The sequence below is a fragment of the Sulfitobacter sp. 1A13496 genome (assembly GCF_043557225.1).
GTDB classification, from domain to species: Bacteria; Pseudomonadota; Alphaproteobacteria; order Rhodobacterales; family Rhodobacteraceae; genus Sulfitobacter; species Sulfitobacter faviae.
This window is the reverse complement of the sequence record NZ_JBIFFP010000001.1, coordinates 652,315-676,858: the sequence shown is the minus strand read 5'-3', so window position 1 is coordinate 676,858 and position 24,544 is coordinate 652,315. Positions and strand designations below refer to the sequence as shown.

Annotated in this window: 22 protein-coding genes; 10 read left to right on the top strand and 12 right to left on the bottom strand. The window is 64.0% G+C overall.

The annotated features are described in order from the left end of the window. Position 1: 1 nt before the first annotated feature. From ACGYLX_RS03280 to ACGYLX_RS03265, 4 genes are read right to left on the bottom strand one after another with little or no spacing between them, the layout of a single operon-like run. A complete protein-coding gene (locus tag ACGYLX_RS03280; protein ID WP_394447286.1) occupies positions 2-718 on the bottom strand; it encodes a flavodoxin family protein in 717 nt (238 codons plus the stop codon). Beyond that, positions 711-1,112, bottom strand: coding sequence for a DUF1622 domain-containing protein (locus ACGYLX_RS03275; protein WP_209217992.1), 402 nt, complete (start codon positions 1,110-1,112; stop codon positions 711-713). Before ACGYLX_RS03275 ends, ACGYLX_RS03280 begins: the two co-directional genes overlap by 8 nt. A gap of 42 nt (positions 1,113-1,154) precedes the next feature. Further along, positions 1,155-1,640 carry a lysozyme inhibitor LprI family protein gene (locus ACGYLX_RS03270; protein ID WP_394447284.1) on the bottom strand — a complete coding sequence of 162 codons (486 nt, stop codon included), beginning with the start codon at positions 1,638-1,640 and terminating at the stop codon, positions 1,155-1,157. Beyond that, positions 1,640-2,800, bottom strand: a complete 1,161-nt coding sequence (locus tag ACGYLX_RS03265; protein WP_394447282.1) for an isovaleryl-CoA dehydrogenase — start codon at positions 2,798-2,800, stop codon at positions 1,640-1,642. The genes ACGYLX_RS03270 and ACGYLX_RS03265 overlap by 1 nt, the downstream gene beginning before the upstream one ends. 144 nt (positions 2,801-2,944) lie before the next feature. On the opposite strand from ACGYLX_RS03265, the gene ACGYLX_RS03260 reads away from it, so the two are divergent. After that, positions 2,945-3,421: a pyridoxamine 5'-phosphate oxidase family protein gene (locus ACGYLX_RS03260; protein WP_271693429.1), complete on the top strand. Its 477-nt coding sequence runs from the start codon at positions 2,945-2,947 to the stop codon at positions 3,419-3,421. A gap of 2 nt (positions 3,422-3,423) precedes the next feature. Here ACGYLX_RS03260 and ACGYLX_RS03255 read toward each other — a convergent pair whose 3' ends face one another. Both ACGYLX_RS03255 and ACGYLX_RS03250 read right to left on the bottom strand, forming a co-directional pair. Next, positions 3,424-4,617: a DegT/DnrJ/EryC1/StrS family aminotransferase gene (locus tag ACGYLX_RS03255; RefSeq protein ID WP_394447280.1), complete on the bottom strand. Its 1,194-nt coding sequence runs from the start codon at positions 4,615-4,617 to the stop codon at positions 3,424-3,426. Next, entirely contained in the window at positions 4,617-5,291 is a 675-nt protein-coding gene (locus ACGYLX_RS03250) for an HAD-IIIA family hydrolase (RefSeq protein WP_271687669.1), read from the bottom strand. The genes ACGYLX_RS03255 and ACGYLX_RS03250 overlap by 1 nt, the downstream gene beginning before the upstream one ends. 138 nt (positions 5,292-5,429) lie before the next feature. Between ACGYLX_RS03250 and glmU the strand changes: the two genes are divergently transcribed. Genes glmU through ACGYLX_RS03235 form a run of 3 tightly spaced genes read left to right on the top strand, consistent with a single transcriptional unit; the run spans position 5,430 to position 9,300 of the window. Then, positions 5,430-6,782, top strand: a complete 1,353-nt coding sequence (gene glmU, locus ACGYLX_RS03245) for a bifunctional UDP-N-acetylglucosamine diphosphorylase/glucosamine-1-phosphate N-acetyltransferase GlmU (protein WP_394447278.1) — start codon at positions 5,430-5,432, stop codon at positions 6,780-6,782. Positions 6,783-6,784: 2 nt separating this feature from the next. Then, positions 6,785-8,605 carry a glutamine--fructose-6-phosphate transaminase (isomerizing) gene (glmS, locus tag ACGYLX_RS03240; protein WP_168613572.1) on the top strand — a complete coding sequence of 607 codons (1,821 nt, stop codon included), beginning with the start codon at positions 6,785-6,787 and terminating at the stop codon, positions 8,603-8,605. Continuing rightward, positions 8,602-9,300 carry a DNA alkylation repair protein gene (locus tag ACGYLX_RS03235; protein ID WP_394447275.1) on the top strand — a complete coding sequence of 233 codons (699 nt, stop codon included), beginning with the start codon at positions 8,602-8,604 and terminating at the stop codon, positions 9,298-9,300. The genes glmS and ACGYLX_RS03235 overlap by 4 nt, the downstream gene beginning before the upstream one ends. 3 nt (positions 9,301-9,303) lie before the next feature. Here the strand turns inward: ACGYLX_RS03235 and ACGYLX_RS03230 are convergent, their stop codons facing one another. After that, the gene (locus ACGYLX_RS03230; RefSeq protein WP_168613499.1) at positions 9,304-9,825 is read right to left on the bottom strand and encodes a hypothetical protein; all 522 of its coding nucleotides are present in this window, start codon (positions 9,823-9,825) and stop codon (positions 9,304-9,306) included. An 85-nt stretch (positions 9,826-9,910) separates the two neighbouring features. Between ACGYLX_RS03230 and moaA the strand changes: the two genes are divergently transcribed. Genes moaA through ACGYLX_RS03215 form a run of 3 tightly spaced genes read left to right on the top strand, consistent with a single transcriptional unit; the run spans position 9,911 to position 13,251 of the window. Further along, positions 9,911-10,918: a GTP 3',8-cyclase MoaA gene (gene moaA / locus ACGYLX_RS03225; RefSeq protein WP_168613498.1), complete on the top strand. Its 1,008-nt coding sequence runs from the start codon at positions 9,911-9,913 to the stop codon at positions 10,916-10,918. Between the two features lie 4 nt (positions 10,919-10,922). Continuing rightward, positions 10,923-12,215, top strand: coding sequence for a 3-deoxy-D-manno-octulosonic acid transferase (locus ACGYLX_RS03220; RefSeq protein WP_394447273.1), 1,293 nt, complete (start codon positions 10,923-10,925; stop codon positions 12,213-12,215). Then, positions 12,208-13,251, top strand: coding sequence for a glycosyltransferase family 4 protein (locus tag ACGYLX_RS03215; protein WP_394447271.1), 1,044 nt, complete (start codon positions 12,208-12,210; stop codon positions 13,249-13,251). Before ACGYLX_RS03220 ends, ACGYLX_RS03215 begins: the two co-directional genes overlap by 8 nt. 60 nt (positions 13,252-13,311) lie before the next feature. On the opposite strand, the gene ACGYLX_RS03210 is transcribed toward ACGYLX_RS03215, so the two are convergent. The 5 genes from ACGYLX_RS03210 to ACGYLX_RS03190 form a co-directional block, all read right to left on the bottom strand. Beyond that, positions 13,312-14,475, bottom strand: coding sequence for a M20 aminoacylase family protein (locus ACGYLX_RS03210; RefSeq protein WP_168612032.1), 1,164 nt, complete (start codon positions 14,473-14,475; stop codon positions 13,312-13,314). 67 nt (positions 14,476-14,542) lie between these two features. Continuing rightward, positions 14,543-15,709: a M20 aminoacylase family protein gene (locus ACGYLX_RS03205; protein ID WP_168612031.1), complete on the bottom strand. Its 1,167-nt coding sequence runs from the start codon at positions 15,707-15,709 to the stop codon at positions 14,543-14,545. 22 nt (positions 15,710-15,731) lie between these two features. Beyond that, positions 15,732-17,078 carry an FAD-binding oxidoreductase gene (locus ACGYLX_RS03200; RefSeq protein ID WP_168612030.1) on the bottom strand — a complete coding sequence of 449 codons (1,347 nt, stop codon included), beginning with the start codon at positions 17,076-17,078 and terminating at the stop codon, positions 15,732-15,734. Between the two features lie 95 nt (positions 17,079-17,173). After that, positions 17,174-18,337 (bottom strand): acetylornithine deacetylase, encoded by a 1,164-nt coding sequence (gene argE, locus ACGYLX_RS03195; protein WP_168612029.1) that lies wholly within the window; start codon positions 18,335-18,337, stop codon positions 17,174-17,176. Positions 18,338-18,347: 10 nt separating this feature from the next. Beyond that, the gene (locus ACGYLX_RS03190) at positions 18,348-20,180 is read right to left on the bottom strand and encodes an ABC transporter ATP-binding protein (protein ID WP_168612028.1); all 1,833 of its coding nucleotides are present in this window, start codon (positions 20,178-20,180) and stop codon (positions 18,348-18,350) included. 313 nt (positions 20,181-20,493) lie between these two features. Here ACGYLX_RS03190 and ACGYLX_RS03185 point away from each other — a divergent pair, with 313 nt between their 5' ends. The 3 genes from ACGYLX_RS03185 to ACGYLX_RS03175 all read left to right on the top strand — a co-directional run bounded on the left by ACGYLX_RS03185 (position 20,494) and on the right by ACGYLX_RS03175 (position 24,363). After that, a complete protein-coding gene (locus ACGYLX_RS03185) occupies positions 20,494-22,215 on the top strand; it encodes a peptide ABC transporter substrate-binding protein (RefSeq protein WP_168612027.1) in 1,722 nt (573 codons plus the stop codon). A gap of 119 nt (positions 22,216-22,334) precedes the next feature. Then, positions 22,335-23,372, top strand: a complete 1,038-nt coding sequence (locus ACGYLX_RS03180) for an ABC transporter permease (RefSeq protein WP_067263329.1) — start codon at positions 22,335-22,337, stop codon at positions 23,370-23,372. Beyond that, on the top strand, positions 23,365-24,363 hold the full coding sequence (locus ACGYLX_RS03175; RefSeq protein WP_168612026.1) for an ABC transporter permease: 999 nt from the start codon (positions 23,365-23,367) through the stop codon (positions 24,361-24,363). The genes ACGYLX_RS03180 and ACGYLX_RS03175 overlap by 8 nt, the downstream gene beginning before the upstream one ends. Positions 24,364-24,544: the final 181 nt, after the last annotated feature.

The following is a 24,544-nucleotide window of genomic DNA, read 5'->3' as shown; positions in this document are numbered from 1 at the left end:
ATCAGCTTCGGTACTCCGGATTTTCGAAATCGAACCGCGCGCCCGCGTCCCAGGCGTTGCGGTCGTTGCCCTCACACGGGTAGCCGCCCGCGTCCTTCAGCATCCGTGCCAGATGCAGGGCGTTCCATGTCATGATCGTGGTGTTGCGCTGCGTGAATTCGTTGTCGAAGCCCGCGCGCTTGCCGTCCACCTCATCGCCGTAAGACGGCCCCGGCCCGGCCTCGCCAATCCAGCCGCAATCGGCCTGCGGCGGGATCGTGTAGCCAAGATGGTTCATCGCGAAACCGGTGGTCATGGCGACATGTTTGATGCCGTCCTCGTTGCCCGTCACCACGGTGCCGCCGACTTTGCCGTAGAATACCGACTGGCCCTTGTCATTGAGCTCACCGCTCATGGCATAGAGCCGCTCGATCAGCACGCGGCAGGTGCTGCTCTCCTCGCCCAGCCACAGCGGCGTGCCGATGATCAGAATGTCGGCGGCCAGCACCTTCTCCCAGATCGCGGGCCAGTCATCGCGGTCCCAGCCATGCTCGGTCATGTCCGGATAGACGCCCGGCGGCACTTGGTGATCCAGCAGGTAGAGGTGTTCGACACCCACGCCCTGCGCCTCCATGATCCCAGCGCTGGCGTTCATCAGAAGCTGGGTGTGGCTGTCGCCCGGGGTCTTCTTGAGCGAGCAATTGACGTAGAGCGCCTTGAGATCGGAATAGTCAGTCACGGCCGAGTTCCTTCTTCAGTTGCTCCAGTTCCCGGTCAAGGAAATAGGAGGTGATGGAGCGGATGATGACCAGCATCAGCAAGAAGAGCAGGTCCGCAAAACGCAGGCTGATCGCGGTGTGGATCACGTCCGAGACGATGAAGAGTTCCAGCCCCGCAAGGATGTAGCGCCCCAGTTCGATCCGCTCGCGGTTGGTGCGGCGGACGCGCTCTGGCCCCTTCTGGGCGATCTCGGCGATCGTCACCCCGGTCAGGAAGCGTGCCGCCCCGATCAGCAGCAGAATGATGGCCGCGATGTCGATGACCGCGGCGAGGATCTCGAAACCCTCGATCAGCCAAGGCAGAAAGTGGTGCAGGACACCGCCTTCTGTCTCCAGTTCTATCAGGTTTTCCATCCTGATCCCTCCGTCCTGTTTGGCCGACACAGCGAGATGCGGTTAATAGGCCGCCCCCAAACGCAGCGCCTGTTCCCCCGTCATCTGCATCAGGCAGGCCAAGGTTGCAGGCCCGCCGCCTGTGCCACCGCCCCATTGGCTGCGTTCATAATCGCAGGCGGCATCGCGAAAGGTAATCCACGCGCGCTGCATGTCACGCAGCGCCTCGGCCTGCGAAGGCAGATGCGGCTGGTAGAGGGCATTCTCCTCATCGGCGGATTTGGACTGCACCATGCGGGCGCGGTAATTCTCGTTCAACAGGCTGTCCCAAAAGGTCAGCTCACGATCAAGGCACCCGCCCATGCCAACGGTCGAATAGCCCCCCGGCTCTTCCATGCAGAGGTTCGCCGAAAGACCGATACAGGCGCGCTGATCGGCAAACTCTTCGGCCCCGGCCAGACATTCCGCCGTGGCGGCATCGGAATAGGTGATCTCTTGCGCAGCCACTGGCCCGGCCAGAAGCGCGAGGGCCGGCAGGAGGATGCGCATCACATCGCCCCCATCATCTCGCGGCCCACCAGCATGCGGCGGATTTCCGAAGTGCCCGCGCCGATCTCCATCAGCTTGGCGTCGCGGAAGATCCGGCCCACCGGGTTGTCGGACAGATAGCCCGCGCCGCCCATCGCCTGCACCGCCTGATGCGCCTGTACCATCGCTTGTTCCGAGGCATAGAGGCAGCAGGCCGCCGCGTCCTGACGGGTCACATCACCCCGGTCACAAGCCTGCGCCACGCTGTAAACATAGGCCCGCGCCGAGTTCATCGCGGTGTACATATCCGCCATCTTGCCCTGCATCAGTTGGAAATCCCCGATGCGCTGGCCGAACTGCTTGCGCTCGGCCATGTAGGGCATGATCTCATCGAGACAGGCGGCCATGATGCCAAGGCCGATGCCCGCCAGCACGACGCGCTCGTAATCGAGGCCCGACATCAGCACGCGCACGCCCTTGCCCTCTTCGCCGAGAATGTTCTCGAAGGGCACTTCGCAATCCTCGAAAATCAGTTCCGCAGTGTTCGAGCCGCGCATGCCGAGCTTGTCGAAATGCTTGGAGGTCGAGAATCCCTTCATCGACTTCTCGATCAAAAAGGTGGTGATGCCCTTGGAGCCGGCATCCGGGTCGGTCTTGGCATAGACCACCAGCGTCTCGGCGTCGGGGCCGTTGGTGATCCAATACTTGTTGCCGTTCAGACGGAAGTGGTCGTTCCGCTTCTCGGCATGCAGCTTCATGCTGACCACGTCACTCCCCGCGCCCACTTCGGACATGGCCAGCGCACCGACATGCTCGCCCGAACAGAGCTTGGGCAGGAACTGCGCCTTCTGCTCCGGGGTGCCGTTGAGCTTGATCTGGTTCACGCAGAGGTTGGAATGCGCCCCGTAGGAGAGTGAGACCGAAGCCGAGGCCCGGGCAATCTCTTCCACCGCGACGGTATGGGCGACATAGCCCAGCCCCGAGCCGCCGAACTCTTCCTCAACGGTCATGCCCAGAAGGCCCAACTCACCCATTTCCTGCCAAAGCTCGGCGGGGAATTCGTTCTTGCTGTCGATCTCGGCGGCCATCGGCTTGACGCGCTCCTGCGCCCAGCGGTGCACCATCTCCCGCATGGCCGCGACGTCTTCTCCCAGATCAAACTGCATACTTGCGTTGAACACGGCTTCTCCCCCCGATTTATTGAACGCTTGTTCATTACCTACCGCCCCACCCGCTTTGCGTCAAGCGGCGCGATGTGGAACCGCCCCGCGTCGCGGCGGGTTGGCCCTGCGACCAAGCGAACACTACAACAAAGCGAGATGCAAATGAGCGATGATCTGAAAAAAGAGTTCTGGGACCGTCTGGACGACACCCGCGCCGGGATGCTGATGACCAAGACCGCCCGCGCGATCCCAATGACCCATTACATCGACGAAGACGACCGCGCCGCCGTGCTGTGGTTCATCACCGCCAAGGGCACCGATCTGGCGCAATCCGCCGAGGGACGCGCCGCCGCTGAATACCTGATCGCCAGCAAGGACGAATCCCTCTGGGCGCGGATCGATGGCCATGTTTCCGCTGTGACCAACCCGACCGAGTTGGACAAGATTTGGAACGCCATCGCGGGCGCGTGGTTCGAAGACGGCAAGCAGGACCCGGATGTGCAGCTGATCCGCTTTGACCTCACCGAAGCCGAGGTTTGGGCGACCGATGGTGGGATCAAGTTCCTCTATGAGATCGGCAAGGCGCAGATGACCGGCCAAAAGCCCGACATGGGCAAACATGGCACCATCCGCTTCTAAGCCTAGTCCCCTTGAAAAACGGCGCTGACCTCGGCCCGGATAATCCGCGCGATCAGGGCGCAATCCTCCAGCGAAAAGGTCAGCGGCACACGCATGTCGATCAACCCCGCCAGCACCGCATCGCTGGCGGGCATTTTTTCGGCCCGCGCATAGCGCCACGTGTCGTAGCGGCTGGTGAAACCCATAGGCTCGGCCCTGCCGAACCATTTCAACTCCACCCCGCGCGCAGCGCAGCGCGCCAACACCGCCTCGACATCCTCTGCCGACCAACCTTTCAACAGGAATTGGATTGACGACCCGACGATACTCTCCGCCTCAGGCCGGTCGATGACCGTGAGGCCCGGCGTGTCGCGCAACCCCGCCTCGATCACCCGATAACGCTCATTCCAGCGGATCACCTGTTCCGGCAGCCGCCGCAATTGCGGGCGCAGGACCGCGGCGCGCAGGTTGTCCATCCGGCCCGAGATATTGGGCGTCTCATAGCGGATCGTCTCAAAAGCCTCCGGCCCCGGCGCGGCGGCGTGGCGGTCATAGAGCATGTAAGACCCCGACAGCATGATCGCCCGCGCCGCAACCTCGGCGTTATCGGTGATCAGCAACCCGCCTTCGCCCGCGTTCACATGTTTATAGGTCTGGCAGGAATAACACCCCAGCTTTCCCTGCGTGCCCGATGGCTTGTCGTTCCACGCCGCCCCCATCGTATGGGCGCAATCTTCGATCACGGTGATGCCGCGCGTGTCGCAAAGCGCCATTAGAGCGTCCATGTCAGCCAGATGGCCGCGCATATGGCTGAGCAGCAGCACATCGGCCTGATCCGCCTTGGCGGCCAGGTCATCAAGGTCGATCACCAGTTGCTCCGTCACGCCGACGAAAACCGGGACCGCCCCCAGTGCGGCAATCGCCCCCGGCACCGGGGCGAGCGTAAAGGCATTGGTCAGCACCCGGTCGCCCGGTTTCACCCCCACTGCGCGCAGCGCCGTGGCCATGGCATAGCCGCCCGAGGCCACGGCGAGGCAGTATTTCGCCCCCGTCATCGCGGCGAATTCCTGCTCCAGCAGGGCAACCTCGGCCACCTCCCCCGGGACTGTGTTGTAGCGGTGCAACCGTCCGTGACGCATCACCGCCACTGCCGCCTCGATCGCATCTTCGGGGATCGGCTCTTGCTGCGTGAAACTGCCGGTGAACCGCTCGGCCATCAGGCGGCTTTGCCGATCAGACGTTCGATGACCTCCGGCAGGTCGGCGAAATCGTCCAACAGCGCTTCGGGCTCCAGCGCGGCCATGTCTTCGCCCGAGGGGCCGAAGGTCACCAGCACGCACGGAACCCCTGCGGCTTTGGCGGTTTTGCGGTCGGTGTCGCTGTCGCCGATCAACACGCATTGCGCTGGATCGCCCCCGGCACGGCGGGCGGTTTCGAACAGGTGTTCCGGGTCGGGTTTGCGCACGGCCAGCGTATCGGCCCCCAGCATCGCACCGAATGCGTCCCGCACGCCAAGACGGGTCAGCAGCAACTCCGCCAAAGCCTCGGGTTTGTTGGTGCAGATCGCCACGCGGTAGCCTGCGGCTTTGAGGGCGGCCACAGCCTCCATCGCGCCGGGGTACATGATGGTATGGGTGTCGATGTCGCGCCCATAGGCTTCGAGCAGCATCGGGTAATAGCGGTCAATCGTCGCCGCATCATCGGCACGGCCCAGCTTTTGCATCCCCAAGGTCAGCATCGCCCGCCCGCCGCGCAGCGCGGTGCCCGCATCCTCGGCATGGACCAGCACATCGCCCTCGCCCATGTCGCGGAAGCACGCATTGGCCGCGGCGATCAAATCGCCCGAGGTATCGGCCAAGGTGCCGTCGAGATCGAAAACCACTGTCTTCACTGGATACTCCTTGGGCGGAACCCCGCCTTGCAAAATGGCATCGTGTTGCAGTCCGCAACCTAGTTTGATGGGCCGCAACCTTGCGCCTTTGTGCGAAGCGCGTAAAGAGAATGCAAGCTGAAGGACAAAGAGATTTACATGGAAACTGCATTGATCATCCTCGCCGCGGGCAAGGGGACACGGATGAACTCGGACCTGCCAAAGGTGCTGCACCGCGTGGCCTCTGCCCCGATGCTGGAACACGCTATGGCCGCGGGCGCCATGCTCGGCCCCCGCCATACGGTCGTGGTGGCCGGGCACGGGGCCGATCAGGTCCGCGCCGCCGCCACGCTTTTTGACGAAGACGCGCAGGTGGTCGAACAGACCGAGCAATTGGGCACGGCCCATGCGGTGGCACAAGCCCGCCCGGCGCTGGACGGGTTCGAGGGCATGGCGCTGGTGCTTTACGGTGACACGCCCTTCGTCCAGCCCGAGACGCTTGAGAAGATGCAGGAAGCGCTGGCGACACATGACGTGGTGGTTCTGGGGTTCGAGGCCGCCGATCCCGCCCGCTATGGCCGTTTGGTGATGCAGGGCGACGCCTTGGAACGGATCGTCGAGTTCAAAGACGCCTCCGCCGAAGAGCGCGCCATTACCTTGTGCAACTCCGGCGTGGTGGCCTGTAAATCCGAACTGCTCTTCGATTTGATCGACAAGGTCGGCAATGACAACGCTTCGGGAGAATACTACCTCACCGATATCATCGGCATCGCCCGCGCCGAGGGCCGCAGCGCCACGGTGGTCACCTGCGACGAGGCCGAGACCATGGGCGTGAACTCCCGCGCCGATCTGGCGAGGGCCGAGGCCGCGTTCCAATCCCGCGCCCGCGATCTGTTGATGGAAGACGGCGTGACCTTGGTCGCCCCCGAAACCGTCTTCCTGTCGCGCGACACTTTCATCGGGCGCGATACGGTGGTGGAGCCGAATGTCGTCTTCGGCCCGAATGTCACCGTGGAATCCGGCAGCACCATCCGCGCCTTCTCGCATCTCGAAGGCTGCCATGTCTCACGCGGCGGGGTCGTCGGCCCCTACGCCCGGTTGCGCCCCGGCGCAGAACTGGCCGAAGACGTGCGTATCGGCAATTTCGTCGAGGTGAAGAACGCGCAGATCGCCGAAGGGGCCAAGGTCAACCACCTGAGCTATATCGGCGACGCCACCGTGGGCGCGCGCAGCAACATCGGCGCGGGCACGATCACCTGCAATTATGACGGGGTGATGAAACATCACACCACCATCGGCGCGGGGGCGTTCATCGGGTCGAACACCATGCTCGTGGCCCCGGTGACCATCGGCGAGGGTGCGATGACCGGCTCCGGCTCGGTCATCACCTCGGATGTAGAACCCGAGGCGCTGGCCCTGTCGCGCGCCCCGCAGGTTGAGAAACCCGGGATGGCGCGCAAAATGTTCGAAATTTTAAAGGCCAAGAAGGCAAAATTGCAAAGAGGCAGCTAATTATGTGTGGAATTATTGGGGTGCTTGGCACCCATGAAGTCGCGCCGATCTTGGTCGAAGCGCTGAAACGGCTGGAATATCGCGGCTATGACAGCGCGGGCATCGCGACCCTGAACGAAGGCAAGCTTGAGCGGCGTCGCGCCTTGGGCAAGCTGGTAAACCTCTCGGACGCGCTGGTGCATGAGCCGCTGGCGGGGAAGTCGGGCATCGGCCACACCCGCTGGGCCACCCATGGCGCGCCGAGCGTCACCAACGCCCACCCGCATCAGGCGGGACCAGTGGCCGTGGTGCATAACGGGATCATCGAAAACTTCCGCGAGCTGCGGGCCGAACTGGCCGAACATGGCGCGCAATTCGTGACCGAGACCGATACCGAGACCGTCGCCCTCCTGACCCAGCATCACATGGCACAGGGCGCAGGCCCGGTAGAGGCCGCCAAACAGACGCTTGCCCGCCTCGAAGGCGCTTTTGCGCTGGCCTTTCTCTTTGACGGTCACGACGACCTGATGATCGCGGCGCGCAAGGGCTCTCCCTTGGCCATCGGCTATGGCGAAGGTGAGATGTATGTCGGCAGTGACGCCATCGCGCTTGCCCCGCTGACCCACCAGATCGCCTACCTCGAAGAAGGGGATTGTGCAGTCATCACCCGGACCTCAGTCGAGGTCACCGACCGCAACGGGGCGCTCGCCAACCGTGCGATCAAATCCGTGCAGATCGACAATACCCGCATCGACAAAGCGGGGCACAAACACTTCATGGCCAAGGAAATCGCCGAGCAACCCGGCGTGATCGGCGCGGCCATCGGCCACTACCTCACCCCCGAGGGTGAGATCAACATCAGCGCGCAGGACATTGATTTTACGCAATTTGACCGGATCCTCATGGTCGCCTGCGGCACAGCCTCCTACGCCTGCTTCACTGCGAAATACTGGTTTGAGCAGATCGCCCGCCTGCCGGTCGAGATCGATGTCGCCTCGGAATTCCGCTACCGTGAACCGCCGATCCCGCCCCGCACACTGGCGGTTTTCGTCAGCCAATCGGGTGAGACCGCCGACACGCTCGCCGCTCTGCGCTATTGCGAGGGCAAAGCCGCGCGTATCCTGTCGGTCGTCAACGTGCCCGAAAGCTCAATCGCCCGCGAAAGCGATCTGGCGCTGCCGATCCACGCCGGTGTCGAAGTCGGCGTGGCCTCGACCAAAGCCTTCACCTGTCAGCTCGTTGTCCTCTTCGCGCTGGTGCTCAAAGCCGCGCGGGACCGCGAGGTGATCAGCGCAGACACCTTCGCCGATCACATCTCAGCCCTGCGGGGGCTGCCCGCGACCATCAGCACCGCGCTTGAACAAAACGACGCGATGCAAGAGGCCGCGCTCAAGCTCTCCCATGCTCGCGACGTGCTGTTCCTTGGCCGGGGCCAGATGTACCCCCTCGCCCTTGAAGGCGCGTTAAAACTCAAAGAAATCAGCTACATCCACGCCGAAGCTTATGCATCGGGTGAGCTGAAACACGGCCCCATCGCGCTGGTGGATGAGCATGTGCCGGTGGTCGTCATGGCCCCGCGCGACGCGCTGTTCGACAAGACCGTCAGCAACATGCAAGAGGTCATGGCGCGCAAGGGCAAGGTGATCTTGATCTCCGATGCCAAAGGTCAGGCCGAGGCCAATGACGGCGTCTGGTTCAGCATCGAGATGCCCCCGGTGCCGGATGCGCTGGCGCCGATCCTATATGCGGTTCCGGCGCAGTTGCTGGCCTACCACACCGCCGTGGCGAAGGGCACGGATGTGGACCAGCCGCGCAACCTGGCGAAATCGGTGACGGTGGAATGACCCCCGAAACCGCATTGGAAGAGCTCGAAGCGCAGGCCAACCCGGCCCGCGCGGAAGAGATGCGCGCATATCACAAAGCCAACCGAGGCTATCTTGGTCTGACCAACCCGCAAATTGCGGAGCTTGCCCAATCGTGGCGCGCGGCGCTGGACGTCGAGGGCCGCGTCGCGCTTGCCGATGCCCTTTGGCAGTCCGACATTTTCGAAGCACGCGTCGCCGCGGCAAAACTGCTCACCCAAGCGCGGCTGCGCCCGGAAGATCAAGCCGCATGGGCGCTGATCGCAAGCTGGACCCCCGATTTCGACAGTTGGGCAATTGCCGATCATGCCAGCATGGCGGCGCAGAAACGTCTGGTGGCCGATCCGACGCGCTTGGACGAAGTGGAGAACTGGGTCGCCTCAGATCACCTTTGGACCCGGCGCGCCGCGCTCGTCTCTACCCTGCCATGGACCAAACAGAACAATCCTAAGCCTGAGGAACTGGCCGCCCGCGACCGTATCCTCGGCTGGGCCGCGACGATGGTGCCGGATCACCGCTGGTTCATTCAGAAGGCAATCGGCTGGTGGCTGCGCGACCTGTCAAAACACGACGCTGACCGCACCCGCGCTTTCATCGCCGCCCATGGGGAGGCAATGAAACCTTTTGCGGTGAAAGAAGCCCTGCGCCTGCTGAAAAAGGCAGAAGGCGCAGGCTGATCCCTAGCCTTCGGTCGAGACCTCGACCGTTGTGAGGTCGGTCAGCGACGCCCCGATCAAACGCAAGGCAGGCAGCGACATGCGGCTGCCTGCGGTTGCGGGCCCCTCCAGCGGGATCAGCGTCACCGCGGCGGATTTGCCCGTTGCGGGGTTGGTCACCCGCCCCGGCTGTTCTGCGTCGATCAGAGGTGTTTTCAACCACAGCCCCGGCTCCGTCGCGCTGCCCAAGCTGACCACGGTCGACCCCAAGGCGGCACCGGCGCTGGCGGGCGCGCGGGTGGCCGCTTCGCGCTCTGCCGCCGTGGTGGTATCCAGCGCCTCGGCGCTGCTGCCCGCGGTGGCGATGGGAGAGGCGGCGGGCGGCGTAGCAGGGGCCGGTGCGCTCGGCGTTGCAACCTCAGCCGTGGGTTCGACCGATGCGGGTGCAGGCTCAGACTGGCTGGCATCCATCCCGAGGCGTTCCGTCAGGTTGCTGCAACCGGCGGTGGCGGCGGCGATGAAAAGCGGTAAGATTATACGTGTCATCCGCGCAGCCTATCCCCGCCCTGCCCCCTTATCAATCGCCCAAATGGCGCTTGCCCCGGGTTGGGCGGGGCATTACCTATAAAGCATGACAGCACCCCTCATTGACCCTTTCATGCGCGCGATCACCTATCTGCGCGTCTCCGTCACCGACCGCTGCGATTTTCGCTGCGTCTACTGCATGTCGGAGAACATGACCTTCCTGCCGAAGAAGGAATTGCTGACGCTGGAGGAGCTCGACCGCCTGTGCAGCAATTTCATCGACCTCGGCGTCGAGAAGCTGCGCATCACCGGGGGCGAGCCGCTGGTCCGCCGCGGCATCATGACCTTCTTCGACGGCATGAAACGGCATCTCGACAGCGGCAAGCTGAAAGAGCTGACGCTGACCACCAACGGCAGCCAGCTTGAACGCTTCGCCGATGATCTCTATGCCGCCGGGGTGCGCCGGGTGAATGTCTCCCTCGACACGCTGGACGAGCAGAAATTCGCGGATATCACCCGCTGGGGGCGCCTGCCGCAGGTGCTGCGCGGGATCGACGCAGCGCAGCGCGCGGGGCTTAAGATCAAGATCAACGCCGTGGCGCTCAAGGGCTTCAACGAGCCGGAATTGCTGCATATCACCGAATGGTGCGCCGCGCGGGGCATAGATCTCACGTGGATCGAGGTCATGCCGATGGGCGATTTGGGCAACGAGGATCGTTTCGGCCAATACTGGTCGCTGCGCGACGTGCGCGCGCGATACACCGAACATTACACCGTCACCGATTTGGCCGAGCGCACCGGCGGCCCCGCGCGCTATGTGCGGCTGGAGGAGACCGGGCAGAAGATCGGCTTCATCACCCCGCTGAGCCACAACTTCTGCGAAAGCTGTAACCGCGTGCGGGTCACCTGCACCGGCGAGATTTTCATGTGTCTGGGCCAAGAGGACGTGGCCGACCTGCGCAAGCCTCTGCGCGATCACCCGGATACGGACCTGCCGCTGCAGGAGGCGATCCGCGCGGCCATCGACCGCAAGCCCAAGGGCCATGATTTCGACTATTCGCGGCAGCGTGTCGACGGGCAGATGCCCCGCCACATGAGCCACACGGGCGGCTGAGCCTTTGGCGGTGCCGTTTCTTTACCGGGCCTGGGTCGCGGCGAGCCGTGTGATCTTGCCCGTGGCCGGGCGGCGCTCCATGGCCAAACTGCGCCGCGCCGAGGTCGCACCGGAACGCGCGCGCGAAAAGCTGGGCCATGCCAGCCAACCCCGCCCCGAGGGGCAGTTGGTCTGGTTTCACGCAGCCTCGGTTGGGGAGAGCCTGTCGGTTCTGGCGCTGATCGACCGGATGGGGCGCGCCCTGCCGCAGGCGCATTTCCTCATCACTTCCGGCACCGCCACCTCGGCCCGTTTGGTGGGCGGCCGCCTGCCCCCGCGAACGCGGCATCAGTTCGCCCCGCTCGACGCCCCCGGCCCGCTGAAGCGGTTCCTTGACCATTGGCGCCCCGATGCGGCGCTCTTCGTGGAAAGCGAGCTTTGGCCGCAGATGCTGCGGCGGACCCATGCGCGGGGCACGGCGATGGCGCTGATCAACGCCCGCCTCTCGCAACGCTCGATCAAAAGCTGGCAGAAACGGCCCGCGCTGGCGGGGTTCCTCTTTGGCGTGTTTGACCTGATCCTGACACAGAATGACGCCATGGCCCGGGCCATGGCCACGATCAACGCCCCGGCTGACCGGGTCACGCCGGGGATCAACCTCAAGTCCATGTCAGGCCCCCTGCCGCAGGACGAGGGGACCATTGCCGAAGCGCGGGAGGCCTTGGAGGGCCGCCCTGTCTGGATCGCTTCCTCAACCCACCCGGGCGAGGAGAAAGCGGTATTAGAGGCGCATCGCCAACTGCTGGAGCGCATCCCCGAGCTGTGCTTGATCCTTGCCCCCCGCCACCCCGAGCGGGGGGACGAGGTCGCCGGTCTCATCGCCAGCTACGGTCTGACGCATGGGCGTAGAACACGGGGCGACATGCCGCGCGAACAGGTCTATTTGGCCGACACTCTGGGCGAGTTGGGCACATGGTACGCGCTATCCGACATCGTCTTTCTGGGCGGGTCGCTGCACCCGATCGGGGGGCACAACCCCTATGAGGTCGCGCAGGCCGGGGCGATGGTGCTCTCGGGCACCCATGTCACCAATTTTGCCGAGACCTATGCCGAGATGGAAGCCGCGGGTGCAGCCCGGCTCGTCGCCGGCACGCAGGACTTGGCGGACCGTGTGGGAAATCTGCTGCGCAACGACATCGCTCGCGCCTCCGGGGTGGCGGCGGCCAAGGCCTATGCCGCAGGGCAGACCGACAAGCTCGACAGTATTGCCGAGCGTCTGATCACGGCCCTGCACCTGCGAGAGAACAGCGATGCCTGAGCTTTTCGTCACCAACTACAACCGCAATTTCACCGGGGTCTCGGCCACGGCGGCCAATGTGGTCCGGCAACAGGTCGACCGGCATGACTTGGCGCTGGTGGGCCAGCCCCTGCCCGGCTGCCCGGTGCCACTGACCCGCGTCGCGGCGGGGCGGATCACCCGCAAACACCCCCCCCAAGACCGCCCCTTCGCCATTTGGCATGTGCGCCGCAACACCGAAATGCGCAGCGCGCTTTGGCTGCGCGATGTGCGTGGGGCAAACATCCGGATCGTCTTTACCTCTGCCGCGCAGCGCCTGCATTCGGCCTATCCCCGCTGGCTGATCCGGCAGATGGACGCGGTGATTGCCACGACCGAACGCGCAGCGGAGTTTGTGCCCCATGTCCGCGCCGTGGTGCCGCATGGGGTGGACACCGATGTCTTCTCCCCCGCCACCAACCGGGCGAACGCTTGGGAGCAATTGGGCTTTGGCGGCACCCATGGCATCGCCACCGTGGGGCGCATCCGGCCTGAGAAAGGCACCGACCTTTTCGTCGAGGCCATGCTGCGCCTGCTGCCCCAATGCCCCGGCGCGGTGGCGTTGGTGATTGGCCGTGCGGGCGGCAAACATGAGGCGTTTTTGACCAAGCTCAAGACACAGGTCGAGGCCGCGGGCCTTGCGGACCGCCTGCTTTTCGTGGGCGAATACCCTGCTGCCGACCTGCCGAAACTGATGCGCGCGCTGTCGTTGGTGGTGCAACTGCCGCGTTACGAAGGCTATGGCATGGTCCCGCTCGAAGCGCTCGCCTCGGGCGTGCCTTTTGTGGGCAGCGATGCGGGCTATTACGGCGCCTTCTCGAACGGGGGGCGCGTGGGCAAGGTCGTACCACTGGGGGCGGCGGAGGCGGCGGCCCAATCCGCCCTGTCCCTGCTTGAGCGCGATGACCAAGCCGCCCTGTCAGAGGCCGCGCGCCACTGGGCCGAACACCGTTTCAGCGCGCGGGCCGAGGCCGATGGGATCGAGGCCGTCTACAACGCGCTTTGGGAGCGCGGCTAGACCCCAAAGCAGAACGCGCCCCCCAAGGGAGGCGCGCTCTAGTCATTACTGAAGGTAGGATCAGGCCGCAGGCATCCGTTGCTCGACGATGCCTGCCCACCAGCTACACCCCGCCGGAATGGCTTCGTCGTTGAAATTATACTCCGGGTGGTGCACCGCCGCCGTGTCGCCGTTGCCGACAAGGATATAGGCGCCCGGGCGTTCCTCCAGCATGAAGGCGAAGTCTTCGCCACCCATCACGAGCGGCGCTTCCTCGCATTGGCCCGAGATCGAGCGCGCCACGTCGGCGGCGAACTCGGTCTGCTCCTCGTGGTTCACCATGACCGGATAGCCGCGATGGTAGGTCACATCGGCGCTACCGCCAAAGGTGCCTGCGATGCCGTTGCAGATCTCGTTGATCCGCTTTTCGGCCAGTTCCCGCATCTCGGCGGACATGGTGCGCACGGTGCCTTTGATCTGCACCTTCTGCGGGATCACGTTGAAGGCTTTTGAGGAGGTCTCAAAGGAGGTGACCGAGACCACGATCTGCTCCACCGGGTCGGCATTGCGCGCGGTGATGGTCTGCAGCGCCAGCACGGCCTGCGCGGACATCACGGTGGTGTCGACGGTTTCATGCGGCTTGGCGGCATGGCCGCCGCGGCCTTCGAAGGTGATGTCGAACTGATCGGTCGCGGCAAAGAACGAACCTGCGCGGATGCCGAAGGAGCCCGTGGGCATGCCCGGCCAGTTGTGCATGCCGTAAACTTCCTGAATGCCCCAACGCTCCATCATACCGTCTTCGCACATCTCACGGCCACCGCCGCCGCCCTCTTCGGCGGGCTGGAAGATCACCACGACGGTACCGTCGAAATTGCGGGTCTCGGCCAGATATTGCGCTGCCCCCAGCAGCATCGCGGTGTGGCCGTCATGGCCGCAGGCATGCATCGCGCCGTCGGTCTTAGAGGCATACTCAAGCCCGGTCTGTTCGTGGATCGGCAGCGCGTCCATGTCGGCGCGCAGCCCGATGACCTTGCCCGATCCGGTTTCATTGCCCTTGATCACGCCGACGACGCCGGTGCGGCCAATGCCTTCGACGACCTCGTCGCAGCCGAAGCTGCGCAGCTTCTCGGCCACGGTGGCCGAGGTGCGATGGGTCTCGAACAGGATCTCGGGGTTTTCATGCAGGTCGCGGCGCCATGCGGTGATGTCGGCGTGCAGCTCGGCAAATCGGTTCTTAACGGGCATTTAGGAAGTATCCTCCGGAGTTGGGTTGGGCGCTGTTTTCATGCAGTCGCATTTATCTGCGACATGCTTACGCCCTTGCCAGCCGGTCCTCAACCACCTGCGCGAACCATGAGCAGCCCGCCGGGATCGCGGCATCGTCAAAGTCATATTCCGGGTGATGGACCGTCGCCCCTTCGCCGTTGCCGATCATAATATAGGCACCCGGTCGCGCATTGAGCATATAGGAAAAATCCTCTCCGGCCATGATCGGCGGGGTGTCCCGGTCGGTGCCGGGAGTGACCTTGTCGGCGGCCTCAGCGGCAAAGCGGGTTTGATCGGCGTGGTTGCGGGTGACCGGGTAACCGCGCTGGTAGTCGATCTCGGCCCGGCATTGATGTGCCTCCGCCGTCAGGCGTGTGAGATCGTGCAGCCGACGCTCGGCCAAATCCTGAACCTCCGGATCCAGCGTGCGCACCGTGCCGCGCAACAGCACCTTATGCGGCAAGACGTTGTGGCTGTCGGTGTCGCTGCGCAGGGTGCAGACCGAAACGACGACCTGTTTCAGCGGATCGGTGTTGCGGCTGGCGATGGATTGCAGCGCGATCATCACATGGGCGGCGGCGAGGTTCGTGTCCACCGCCTCATGCGGGGCCGCGGCATGGCCGCCTTGGCCCGTCAGCGTGATGGCAAACTCGTCCGCCGCCGCCAGCAGCGCGCCCTCGCGGATGGCGAATTGCCCGGTGGGGTGGCCGGGCATGTTGTGCATGCCGTAGACCTCATCGATGCCCCAGCGGTCCATCAGCCCTTCCTGCACCATGACGTTGCCGCCGCCGCCGCCCTCCTCGGCGGGCTGGAAGATCAGCACCACGCGCCCGTCGAAGTTGCGCGTCTCGGCGAGGTATTGCGCCGCTCCTAGCAGCATCGCCGTATGACCGTCGTGGCCGCAGGCATGCATCTTGCCGGGGTTCTTTGAAGCATGCGGCAGGCCCGTCGCCTCGGTGATCGGCAGCGCGTCCATGTCCGCCCGCAGGCCGATGGTGCGGCCCGAGGTGTTGCTCTGCCCCTCAATCACCGCGACCACACCGGTCTGGGCGATGCCGGTGGTAATGTCGGTGATGCCGAAGCTGCGCAGCTTCTCCTCGACGAAGCGCGAAGTCTCGGGCAGGTCGAACATCAGCTCCGGATGCTGGTGCAGATGACGGCGCCAAGCGGTGATCTCGGCATGGGTCTCGGCAAAGCGGTTTTTGATCGGCATGGAATGTCCTTTTCAAATCATCTCAGAGCGTCGGGCCGAGGCGGATGGGACTGCCATCGCTGAAACGGTCGGCGCGGAATCTGCGCAGATCATGGCCCGGCGCGTCGCCCATGACCAGAGCCGCCAGCACCCGCCCCATGGCCGGCCCGATGCCGAAGCCGTGGCCCGACATGCCGGTGCCGATCACAAGGCCCGGGATCTGCGCGCAAGCATTCACCACCGGCACGATATCGGGCATCGTGTCGATCATCCCGGCCCATGAGGCGCGGGCGGTGACGGGCGGCAGATCGGGATAAAGCGCGGCAAAACGTTTGCGCGCCCGGCGCAGCGCGCGGTGGTCCGGCATGGGGTCGAGGATACGCATCGCCTCGAAGGGGCTGTGCGCGTCAGCCGCCCAGTTCCGGGGCGTGCGCCAGGCATCGGGAAAGCCGCGCGGGGCTGCGGCGCGCAGACGCTGACCGAAGGGGTTCTGGCGCAGTTGCGGCAGGTAGTGGCGCAGGGCGCGGAAGGCGTCGGGGCCGACATAGAGATCGGGCCGCCCGCCGGGGGCGAGCGTATAGCCGCCATCGGCGCGGCGGCGGAAGGCTAGCCCCGCCTCGGCGGCGGCCCCGGCGTGAACCTCGGGCAGAACATTGGTGGCCAGCACGCTCTCGCGCACCGAAAGCTGCGGCAGGCTGACGCCATGGGCGCGCAGGAACAGCGCCGACCACGCCCCGCCCGCCAGCACGACCGAGGAACAGCGGATTGCTCCCGCCTCGCTCACCACGCCCCCTACGCGACCGGCGGCAAGGTCGAGGCGGCGCACAGCGCAATTCTCGATGATCTTCACACCCTCGCGGGCCGCCAGCGCCGCCAAAGCGGGCACGGCGACCCAAGGCTCTGCGCGCATGTCCGAGGGGGTGGTAAGCGCCCCGGCATAGGTCCCGGCCAGCCCCGGGAAAGCCTTGGCGACTTCGCCTGCGTCCATCAACCGGCTGTAGACGCCATGGGTCTTGGCATGGGGCAGCCAGTCGGCGTAGCCCTGCATCTTGGCCTCGGTCCCCGCCAGATAGGTGACGCCGGTCTGCTGCAAGCCGATGTCGCGGTCGAGTTCAGGCGCCAGTTCACGCCAAAGCCGCGCGGCCTCGACCATGATCGGCAACTCGTCCGGGTCGCGCCCCTGTTGGCGTATCCAGCCCCAATTGCGGCTGGATTGTTCCGCGGCGATGCGGCCCTTTTCCAAGAGCGTGACCTGTTTGCCTGCGCGGGCCAGAAACAAGGCGGTACAGACGCCGATCACCCCGCCGCCGATGACGACGACCTCGCTCTCGCGCGGCGGGGTGCGCGGGTAGCTGACGGGGGTGGCAAGGGTGATAGGAAAAGCGGACATGCGGACCCCGGTGGCTGACGCCGCGCGGCTGCACCGGGCGGCCGTGAAAAGGACTGGCCCCGCGCGGGGCCAGCCACAGGTCTGTCAGGGATGGCTCAGCCCTGCAAGCGGGTCAGCAGACGGCGCATGAAGTCGTGGCCGGCCTCGAATTGCGACACCTCGATAAATTCGTTGGGCTGATGCGCCTGCGCGATGTCGCCGGGGCCGCAGATCACGGCGGAATAGCCCGCCTCCTGGAACTGCCCGGCCTCGGTGCCGTAGCTGACTTTGTGGCTGGCGTTGTCACCGGTGATCTGGCGCACGAGCTGCTCGGCCTCGCCGTCCTTCTCGGGCTGGAGCGCGGGCACGTCGAAGCGGGTCGAGGTTTCGATATAGGTCTCGGGCACCACGTCCTGCATCTGCTTTTCGACCTCACGCACCTTCTTGAGGTAGGCGGTGCCCCATTTGTCTTTGTCCTCGCCCGGAACGACGCGGAAATCCATCGCGAACTTACAGTCCTTAGCGGTGATGTTGTGAGCCGTGCCGCCCTCGATCACGCCGACATGGGCGGTGGTGAAGGGCGGATCGAACATCGCCGCCGTCTCGGTCGGCTTGGCGGCCATGTTGTCGCTGTTCACGTCATTGGCCCATTCGATAAGCTTCGCACCCGCCATGATCGCATTGACCCCGGTGTGCAGCAGCGAGGAATGCACCTCGAAGCCTACGAGATGGGTGTTGAAGCCGATGCCGCCCTTGTGGCCGGTCACCGCCTGCATGGTCGAGGGCTCGCCCACGATCACCGCCGAGCCCTTGGGCACCACGCCCTGCATCGCCTCGATCATCGGCGGCGCGCCAGTGCAGCCGATCTCCTCATCGAAGCTAAGCGCAATCTGCAGTGGGCGTTTGACTTCTGCATAATGCGCCTCGACCAGCGCCCAGATCGCCAGCGCGTCGAAGCCCTTCATGTCGCAGGTGCCACGCCCGTAGTAGCGGCCGTCCTTCTCGGTCACGGTGAAAGGATCGGTGTCCCAAGCCTGCCCGTCGACCGGCACCACATCCGTGTGACCGGAAAGGACGACGGCCCCCTCCTCCCACGGGCCGGCATGGGCGAAAAGCGCATGTTTTGGCTGCTCGGGGTCGATGTAGCGGTGGCTCTCGATCCCGTGCGAGGCGAGGTAGTCAGCCACCCAGTCGATCAGCGGGATATTGGTGTCGCGCGACACGGTGGGAAAGCTGATGAGCTTGGTCATCAACTCGAGCGGGGTCAGGCGTTCGGTCATGGGTGTTCTTTCAATAGCCGCTGTCGGTGGTCAGCACATGGTGCCCCGGCTCCACCTCGCGGTAGACCGAAGGCTCGGGCCGGTAGCTGACCGGGTGGATCGGCGAGGGGATGGGTTTGAAGTTCAGGTCTTTCTCGGACTTGCGGCGGCGCGGATCGGCTATCGGCACGGCCTTCATCAGGGCTTGCGTATAGGGGTGCTGCGGGTTCTCGAAGACCCGCTGGCGCGAGCCCATCTCGACGATGCGGCCCAGATACATGACGCCAACGTAGTGGCTGACGCGCTCCACCACGGCCATGTCGTGGCTAATGAAGAGGAAGGACAGTTCCATCTCGGCCTGAAGCTCCATCATCAGGTTCAGCACCTGCGCCTGCACAGACACGTCCAGCGCCGAGACCGCCTCGTCCGCGATGATCAGCTTGGGGTTCAGCGCAAGCGCGCGGGCGATGGCCACGCGCTGGCGCTGGCCGCCCGACAGCTCATGCGGAAAGCGGCGCATGAAGCTGCGCGGCAGTTCCACGCGGTCGAAAAGCATCTCGATCCGCTTGTTGATCTCACCGCCCTTGAGCGTGCCGAAGTTGTGGATAGGCTCGGCCACCTGATCGGCCAACTGCATCTGCGGGTTGAGCGAGGCGAAGGGGTCTTGAAAGATCATCTGCATGTCGAGCCGCGCGGTGCGCAGCGCCGATTGGTCCAGCGACATGATGTCGACGCCGTCGAGGTTCACCTCCCCCGACATCGGCTCCACCAGCCGCAGGATCGAGCGTCCGGCGGTGGATTTGCCGCAGCCCGATTCGCCGACGAGGCTCAGGGTCTGGCCCTTGTTGAGCGAGAACGACAGGTCTTCGACCGCATGAACATTGGCGACGGTGCGGCGCAGGAAACCGCCCTGCACCGGGAAGCGCGTGGTCAGGTTCTTGACCGAGAGAAGCGTCTCTTCGCGGCCCTTGATCGGCACGATCTCCTTGTCGGGCGTGCCCAGCAGTTTCATCGGCTCGGGGTATGGCTTGCCCGTCATCTCGCCGAGCTTCGGCACGGCGGCCAGAAGCGCCTTGGTATAGGGATGCTGCGGGTTCTCGAAGATCTCCTCGACGGTCCCTTCCTCGACCTTCTTGCCGCGGAACATCACGACCACGCGGTCGGCCATCTGCGCCACCACGGCCATGTCGTGGGTGATGAACATCACCGCGGTCCCGGTCTCGCGCTTCAGCCGGTCCATCAGGGCGAGGATCTCGGCCTGAATGGTCACGTCGAGCGCGGTTGTGGGCTCGTCGGCGATCAAGAGGCGCGGCTCACAGGCCAGCGCCATGGCGATGACGACGCGCTGGCGCATGCCGCCCGAAAGTTCGTGGGGATATTGCTTGAGACGGCGCTCCGGCTCGGGGATGCGGACCTGTTTCATCAGTTCCAGCGCGCGGGCCTCGGCCTCTTTGCGGGTCATGTTCAGATGCAGGCGCAGACCTTCGGTCATCTGCTTGCCGATGGTGAACACGGGGTTCAGCGCGGTCATCGGCTCTTGGAAGATCATGCCGATCTCATTGCCGCGAATCTTGCGCATCAGATTGCCGCCGCTGGCCGCGAGATCGACTTGGCCTTCTTCACCGCGCTCAAAAAGCAGGCGACCGCCTGCAATTTCACCGCCGCCATACTCAACCAGTCGCATCAGCGACAGGGAGGACACCGATTTGCCCGATCCTGATTCTCCGACCACGCAAACCGTCTCACCGGGATTGATGTCGAAACTGACATCCTCAACACCGACCACGGGGCCATCTTTGGTTTGAAATTCGACGCGCAGGCCCTGAATTTGGGCGATTGGCGCCCCATTGGTGTGATCCAGCATCTGTTTCCCTGTTGTTTTTATCGGCGCAGATTTTGCCCGACGCTACGGCGAATGTCACGAGACTGTCAAACCTGACGCGCAGAGTTCGAGCTTTGTCATAATTGCGCCACGTCCGCCCTTGCAATTTCCGGCAAACCTGTTTCGATATAGCCCATGCGGTTTGGAAAGAGCGCTTCGATCACAGGTTGAATATTGCTTGTTTTGTTATGTTTAGCTGGCGAAGCTCATGTTCTTTCCGGGGCGACAACAACAAGGCGGGGAACATCCCGTCGACAATAAGCGGCACGCCCACGTGTCCAACATGGAGTAAGATATGAAATTGAAGACCCTATTGATGGGGGCTGTCGCATCGACGGCGCTTGCCCCTATGGCCTTTGCCGAAGCCCATGAGGGCGAGCGGGGCCGCGACGGCGAAGTCAAAATCATCTATTGGCAGGCGCCTTCGATCCTGAACCCCTATCTGTCCAGCGGCACAAAAGACGTCGAAGCCTCCTCGCTGGTTCTCGAACCGCTGGGCCGCTACGACCAGAACGGCGCGCTGGTGCCCTATCTGGCGACCGAGATTCCGACGCTGGAAAACGGCGGCGTGAGCGAAGACCTTAAGACCATCACATGGAAGCTGAAAGACGGGCTGATGTGGTCCGACGGCACCCCCGTCACCGCCAATGACGTCAAGTTCACCGCCGATTACTGCATGAACCCCGAAGGCGGCTGTGCGCAGCTGGCCAAATTCGAAGGTGTCTCCTCGGTCGACGTGGTCGATGACCAGACAGTCAAAGTTACCTTCTCCGAGCCGATGCCGAACCCCTACGGCCCCTTCATGGGCGGCCAATCCCCGATCATTCAGGCGGCACAGTTTGCCGATTGTACCGGCGCCAAAGCGCCTGAGTGCACCGAGGCCAACTTCAACCCCATCGGCACCGGCCCCTTCACCGTCACCGAGTTCCGCCCGAACGACGTGATCACCATGGCCGCGAACGAGAACTACCGCGACCCGAGCAAGCCTGCCTTCGCCACGCTGACCTTCAAAGGCGGCGGTGACGCGACAGCGGCGGGCCGTGCCGTGATGGAAACGGGTGAGTTCGACTACGCCTGGAACCTGCAACTGGCCCCCGATGTCATCGCCAAGATGGCCGAAGGCGGCAAGGGCAAGCCCATGTCGGCTTTCGGCACGCTGGTTGAGCGTCTTGAACTGAACATGACCGATGCCTCCCCCGATCTGCCGGAGGGTGAGCGCGCCACAGCTAAACATCCGCACCCGATCCTGAGCGATGAGAAAGTCCGCCGGGCGCTCTCCATGGCGATCGACCGCGAACTGCTGGTCGAGGTCGGCTACGGCCAAGCGGGCCGCGCCACCTGCAACATGGTGCCTGCGCCTGAGCTTTACGCCTCGGACAACACCGACTGTCTGACCCAAGACATCGAAGGCGCCAAGGCGCTGTTGGACGAAGCGGGCTGGGTTGACAGCGATGGCGACGGTGTGCGCGAGAAGGATGGCGAGAAACTGTCCCTGCTCTACCAGACCTCGACCAACGCCGTGCGTCAGGACTTCCAAGCGCTGATCAAGGATTGGTGGAGCCAGATCGGTGTCGAAACCGAACTGCGCAACATCGACTCTTCGGTCTTCTTCGGTGGCGACCCCGGTTCGACCGACACGTTCCAGCGTTTCTATGCAGACGTTGAAATGTACGCCAACAACTTCGACGGCACCGACCCGCAGAGCTACCTTGCCCAGCGGACCTGCGCCAAGTTCCCCAGCCCCGAGACACAGTGGCAGGGCGAAAACATCAACCGCTTCTGCAACGAAGAGTATGATGCCATGGTGGCCGAACTGGGCCGCACCGGCGAGATGGAAAAGCGTGGCGAACTGGCCAAAAAGCTGAACGACATGCTGACCAAAGACAGCTACTCGATCCTGCCGCTGGTGGACCGTGGCCGCGTCTCGGCTGCTTCCAACACCCTTGGTGGCGTTGTGCTGAACACATGGGACTCCGAACTGTGGAATGCCGCCGATTGGTACCGCATGGAAGAGTGATCTAGGACGGAGGCGCGGCAGGCCCGCGCCTCCCTTCACCGACCTTCGGGGGTGTGCGTCATCCGCGCGCCCCCGTCTCGCCCCCCCCCCTCACAGACTGACCTACAAAGGCGACGCCCATGTTGACCTTCACCATCCGACGACTTCTTTTGTCGATCCCGACGCTTTTGTTTATCAGCTTGGTGATTTTCCTGCTGCTGCAACTCGCCCCCGGCGACCCGATGGCCCAAGTGCCGCTGACGGTCCCGCCCGAGGTGAAAGAGAAGATGCGCGAAGCGCTCGGCCTCGGCCAGCCGATCTATATCCAATATTGGAAATGGCTCGTGCAGGTCTTCTGGATCGAGCCGCAGGTTTTCATCGACTATCTGACCAACCACTCTGCCCTGTTTAGCTGGCTGCCCGATACGGCGCTTTCCGAAGGCAAGCTGCGCGTGATCTCTTGGCAGACCCGCTCCCCGGTGATGGACATCGTGATCCAGCGCATGCCGCAGACCCTCTGGGTCGTGGGGCTGGCCTATATCGTCGGCATCGTCATCGCCATTCCGATCGGCATCTACTCGGCCTACCGGCACTATTCGGTCTTCGATCAGGCCGGGACGTTCATTACCATGATCGGCTTTTCGATCCCGCCCTTCTTCACCGGTCCGCTGCTCATCGTGATCTTCTCGGTCTCTTTGGGCTGGCTGCCGTCGATCTATGACACGACCCATGTCGTGAACGATTGGGAGAGCTTCAAGGTGCAGTTCTTCCAAATGATCATGCCGGTGATGGTGCTGGCGCTGCAAACTACGGCGCAGATCAGCCGCTACATGCGTGGTGCCATGCTCGACAACCTCAACCAAGACTACGTGCGGACCGCCCGCGCCAAGGGTCTGAAGGAAAGCGTCGTGGTCATGGTGCATGTGCTGCGCAACTCGATGATCCCGGTGGTCACCGTTATCGCGCTTGGCATGCCCGCGATCTTCGGCGGCGCCATCATCACCGAGAACGTCTTCAAGGTGAACGGCATCGGCCAACTGCTGCTGACCGCGCTGCGCGCCAACGACCTGCCGATGGTGATGACCCTGACCTTCATCTTCGCGGTGCTGATCGTGCTGTTCAACCTGATCGCAGATATCCTCTACGGCCTGCTTGACCCAAGGATCCGTTATGACTGAGCAAACCATTCCCGCAAGCCCGGTCGAAGCCGACCTCGAGTTCATGAAGGCCCTGCAAGACAAGGGCCCGCAAAAACCGCCGCGCAGCCAATGGCGCGATGTTTGGGACCAGTTCCGCAAGCACAAAGGCGCGCTTTTCGGCGGTGGCTTCCTGATCTTCATCACGCTGGCCGTGATCTTTGGCCCCTATCTGTGGGACATTGACGCCAAGAAGCTGGACATCCGCAACAAGAACTGGCGGCCGATCTATACCCTGCTGTGGGATGGCGATGCCAAGGCGGGCTGGGCGCATCCCTTCGGCACCGACCAGTTGGGCCGCGACATCCTTGCGCAGATGCTCTTTGGCGGACGGGTGTCGATGGCCGTGGGCTGGATGGCGATGGCGCTGGCGCTGATCATCGGCACCGCCGTCGGCGTGCTCTCGGGCTTTTTCAAACGTATGGACTTCTGGCTGATGCGGTTCACCGACCTGATCCTCAGCCTGCCGATCCTGCCTCTGGTCCTGCTCGCCGTGACGCTCTTTGGCCAACCGCTGCGGGCGCAGTTCGGGCCGGAGGGTGGCATGTTCATCCTCATCGTCTCGGTCATCAGCCTGACCTCATGGATGCAGACCGCGCGGATCGTGCGCGGCGATATTCTGGCGCTGAAAGAGCGTGAGTTCATCCTCGCCGCGCGCTCCATCGGCACCACGCCGGGCAAGATCATCCGCCGCCACCTGCTGCCCAACGTGATCTCGCCCATCATGGTCTCGGCGACCTTGGGCCTCGCCACGGCAATCATCACCGAAAGCGCGCTGAGCTTCCTTGGCGTCGGCTTCCCGTCGGACTTCCCCACATGGGGCAAGCAACTGGCCGATGCCGTGGACCGCATGCAGGAGTTCCCCGAGCGGGTGATGCTGCCGGGCATCGCCATCTCGCTGACCGTGCTGGCGGTGAACTACCTCGGCGACGGGTTACGCGACGCGCTCGACCCGCGCATCCGCGGACGCTGAGCAAAATAAGAACCGACCGGCCCCTGCCCCCTGTGGCGGGGGCCGATTGTTTCGCGCCCCTTGACGCAGGGTGAACAGCGTCGCCCCTTTTCCCACCATTACGGAATTTAATTCACCCCTCTGGGGGTCGGCCCTGTGCGCTTTCACTTGATTGTGACCCGCAGCCGCTCCAAATGGGAAA

Bases quoted from the DNA above. Each gene is read 5' to 3' on its own strand.
- ACGYLX_RS03275 (WP_209217992.1), bottom strand. From the start codon at position 1,112: ATGGAAAACCTGATAGAACTGGAGACAGAAGGCGGTGTCCTGCACCAC.
- ACGYLX_RS03270 (WP_394447284.1), bottom strand. From the start codon at position 1,640: ATGCGCATCCTCCTGCCGGCCCTCGCGCTTCTGGCCGGGCCAGTGGCT.
- ACGYLX_RS03260 (WP_271693429.1), top strand. From the start codon at position 2,945: ATGAGCGATGATCTGAAAAAAGAGTTCTGGGACCGTCTGGACGACACC.
- ACGYLX_RS03255 (WP_394447280.1), bottom strand. From the start codon at position 4,617: ATGGCCGAGCGGTTCACCGGCAGTTTCACGCAGCAAGAGCCGATCCCC.
- glmU (WP_394447278.1), top strand. From the start codon at position 5,430: ATGGAAACTGCATTGATCATCCTCGCCGCGGGCAAGGGGACACGGATG.
- glmS (WP_168613572.1), top strand. From the start codon at position 6,785: ATGTGTGGAATTATTGGGGTGCTTGGCACCCATGAAGTCGCGCCGATC.
- ACGYLX_RS03235 (WP_394447275.1), top strand. From the start codon at position 8,602: ATGACCCCCGAAACCGCATTGGAAGAGCTCGAAGCGCAGGCCAACCCG.
- ACGYLX_RS03230 (WP_168613499.1), bottom strand. From the start codon at position 9,825: ATGACACGTATAATCTTACCGCTTTTCATCGCCGCCGCCACCGCCGGT.
- moaA (WP_168613498.1), top strand. From the start codon at position 9,911: ATGACAGCACCCCTCATTGACCCTTTCATGCGCGCGATCACCTATCTG.
- ACGYLX_RS03215 (WP_394447271.1), top strand. From the start codon at position 12,208: ATGCCTGAGCTTTTCGTCACCAACTACAACCGCAATTTCACCGGGGTC.
- ACGYLX_RS03210 (WP_168612032.1), bottom strand. From the start codon at position 14,475: ATGCCCGTTAAGAACCGATTTGCCGAGCTGCACGCCGACATCACCGCA.
- ACGYLX_RS03205 (WP_168612031.1), bottom strand. From the start codon at position 15,709: ATGCCGATCAAAAACCGCTTTGCCGAGACCCATGCCGAGATCACCGCT.
- ACGYLX_RS03200 (WP_168612030.1), bottom strand. From the start codon at position 17,078: ATGTCCGCTTTTCCTATCACCCTTGCCACCCCCGTCAGCTACCCGCGC.
- argE (WP_168612029.1), bottom strand. From the start codon at position 18,337: ATGACCGAACGCCTGACCCCGCTCGAGTTGATGACCAAGCTCATCAGC.
- ACGYLX_RS03190 (WP_168612028.1), bottom strand. From the start codon at position 20,180: ATGCTGGATCACACCAATGGGGCGCCAATCGCCCAAATTCAGGGCCTG.
- ACGYLX_RS03185 (WP_168612027.1), top strand. From the start codon at position 20,494: ATGAAATTGAAGACCCTATTGATGGGGGCTGTCGCATCGACGGCGCTT.
- ACGYLX_RS03180 (WP_067263329.1), top strand. From the start codon at position 22,335: ATGTTGACCTTCACCATCCGACGACTTCTTTTGTCGATCCCGACGCTT.
- ACGYLX_RS03175 (WP_168612026.1), top strand. From the start codon at position 23,365: ATGACTGAGCAAACCATTCCCGCAAGCCCGGTCGAAGCCGACCTCGAG.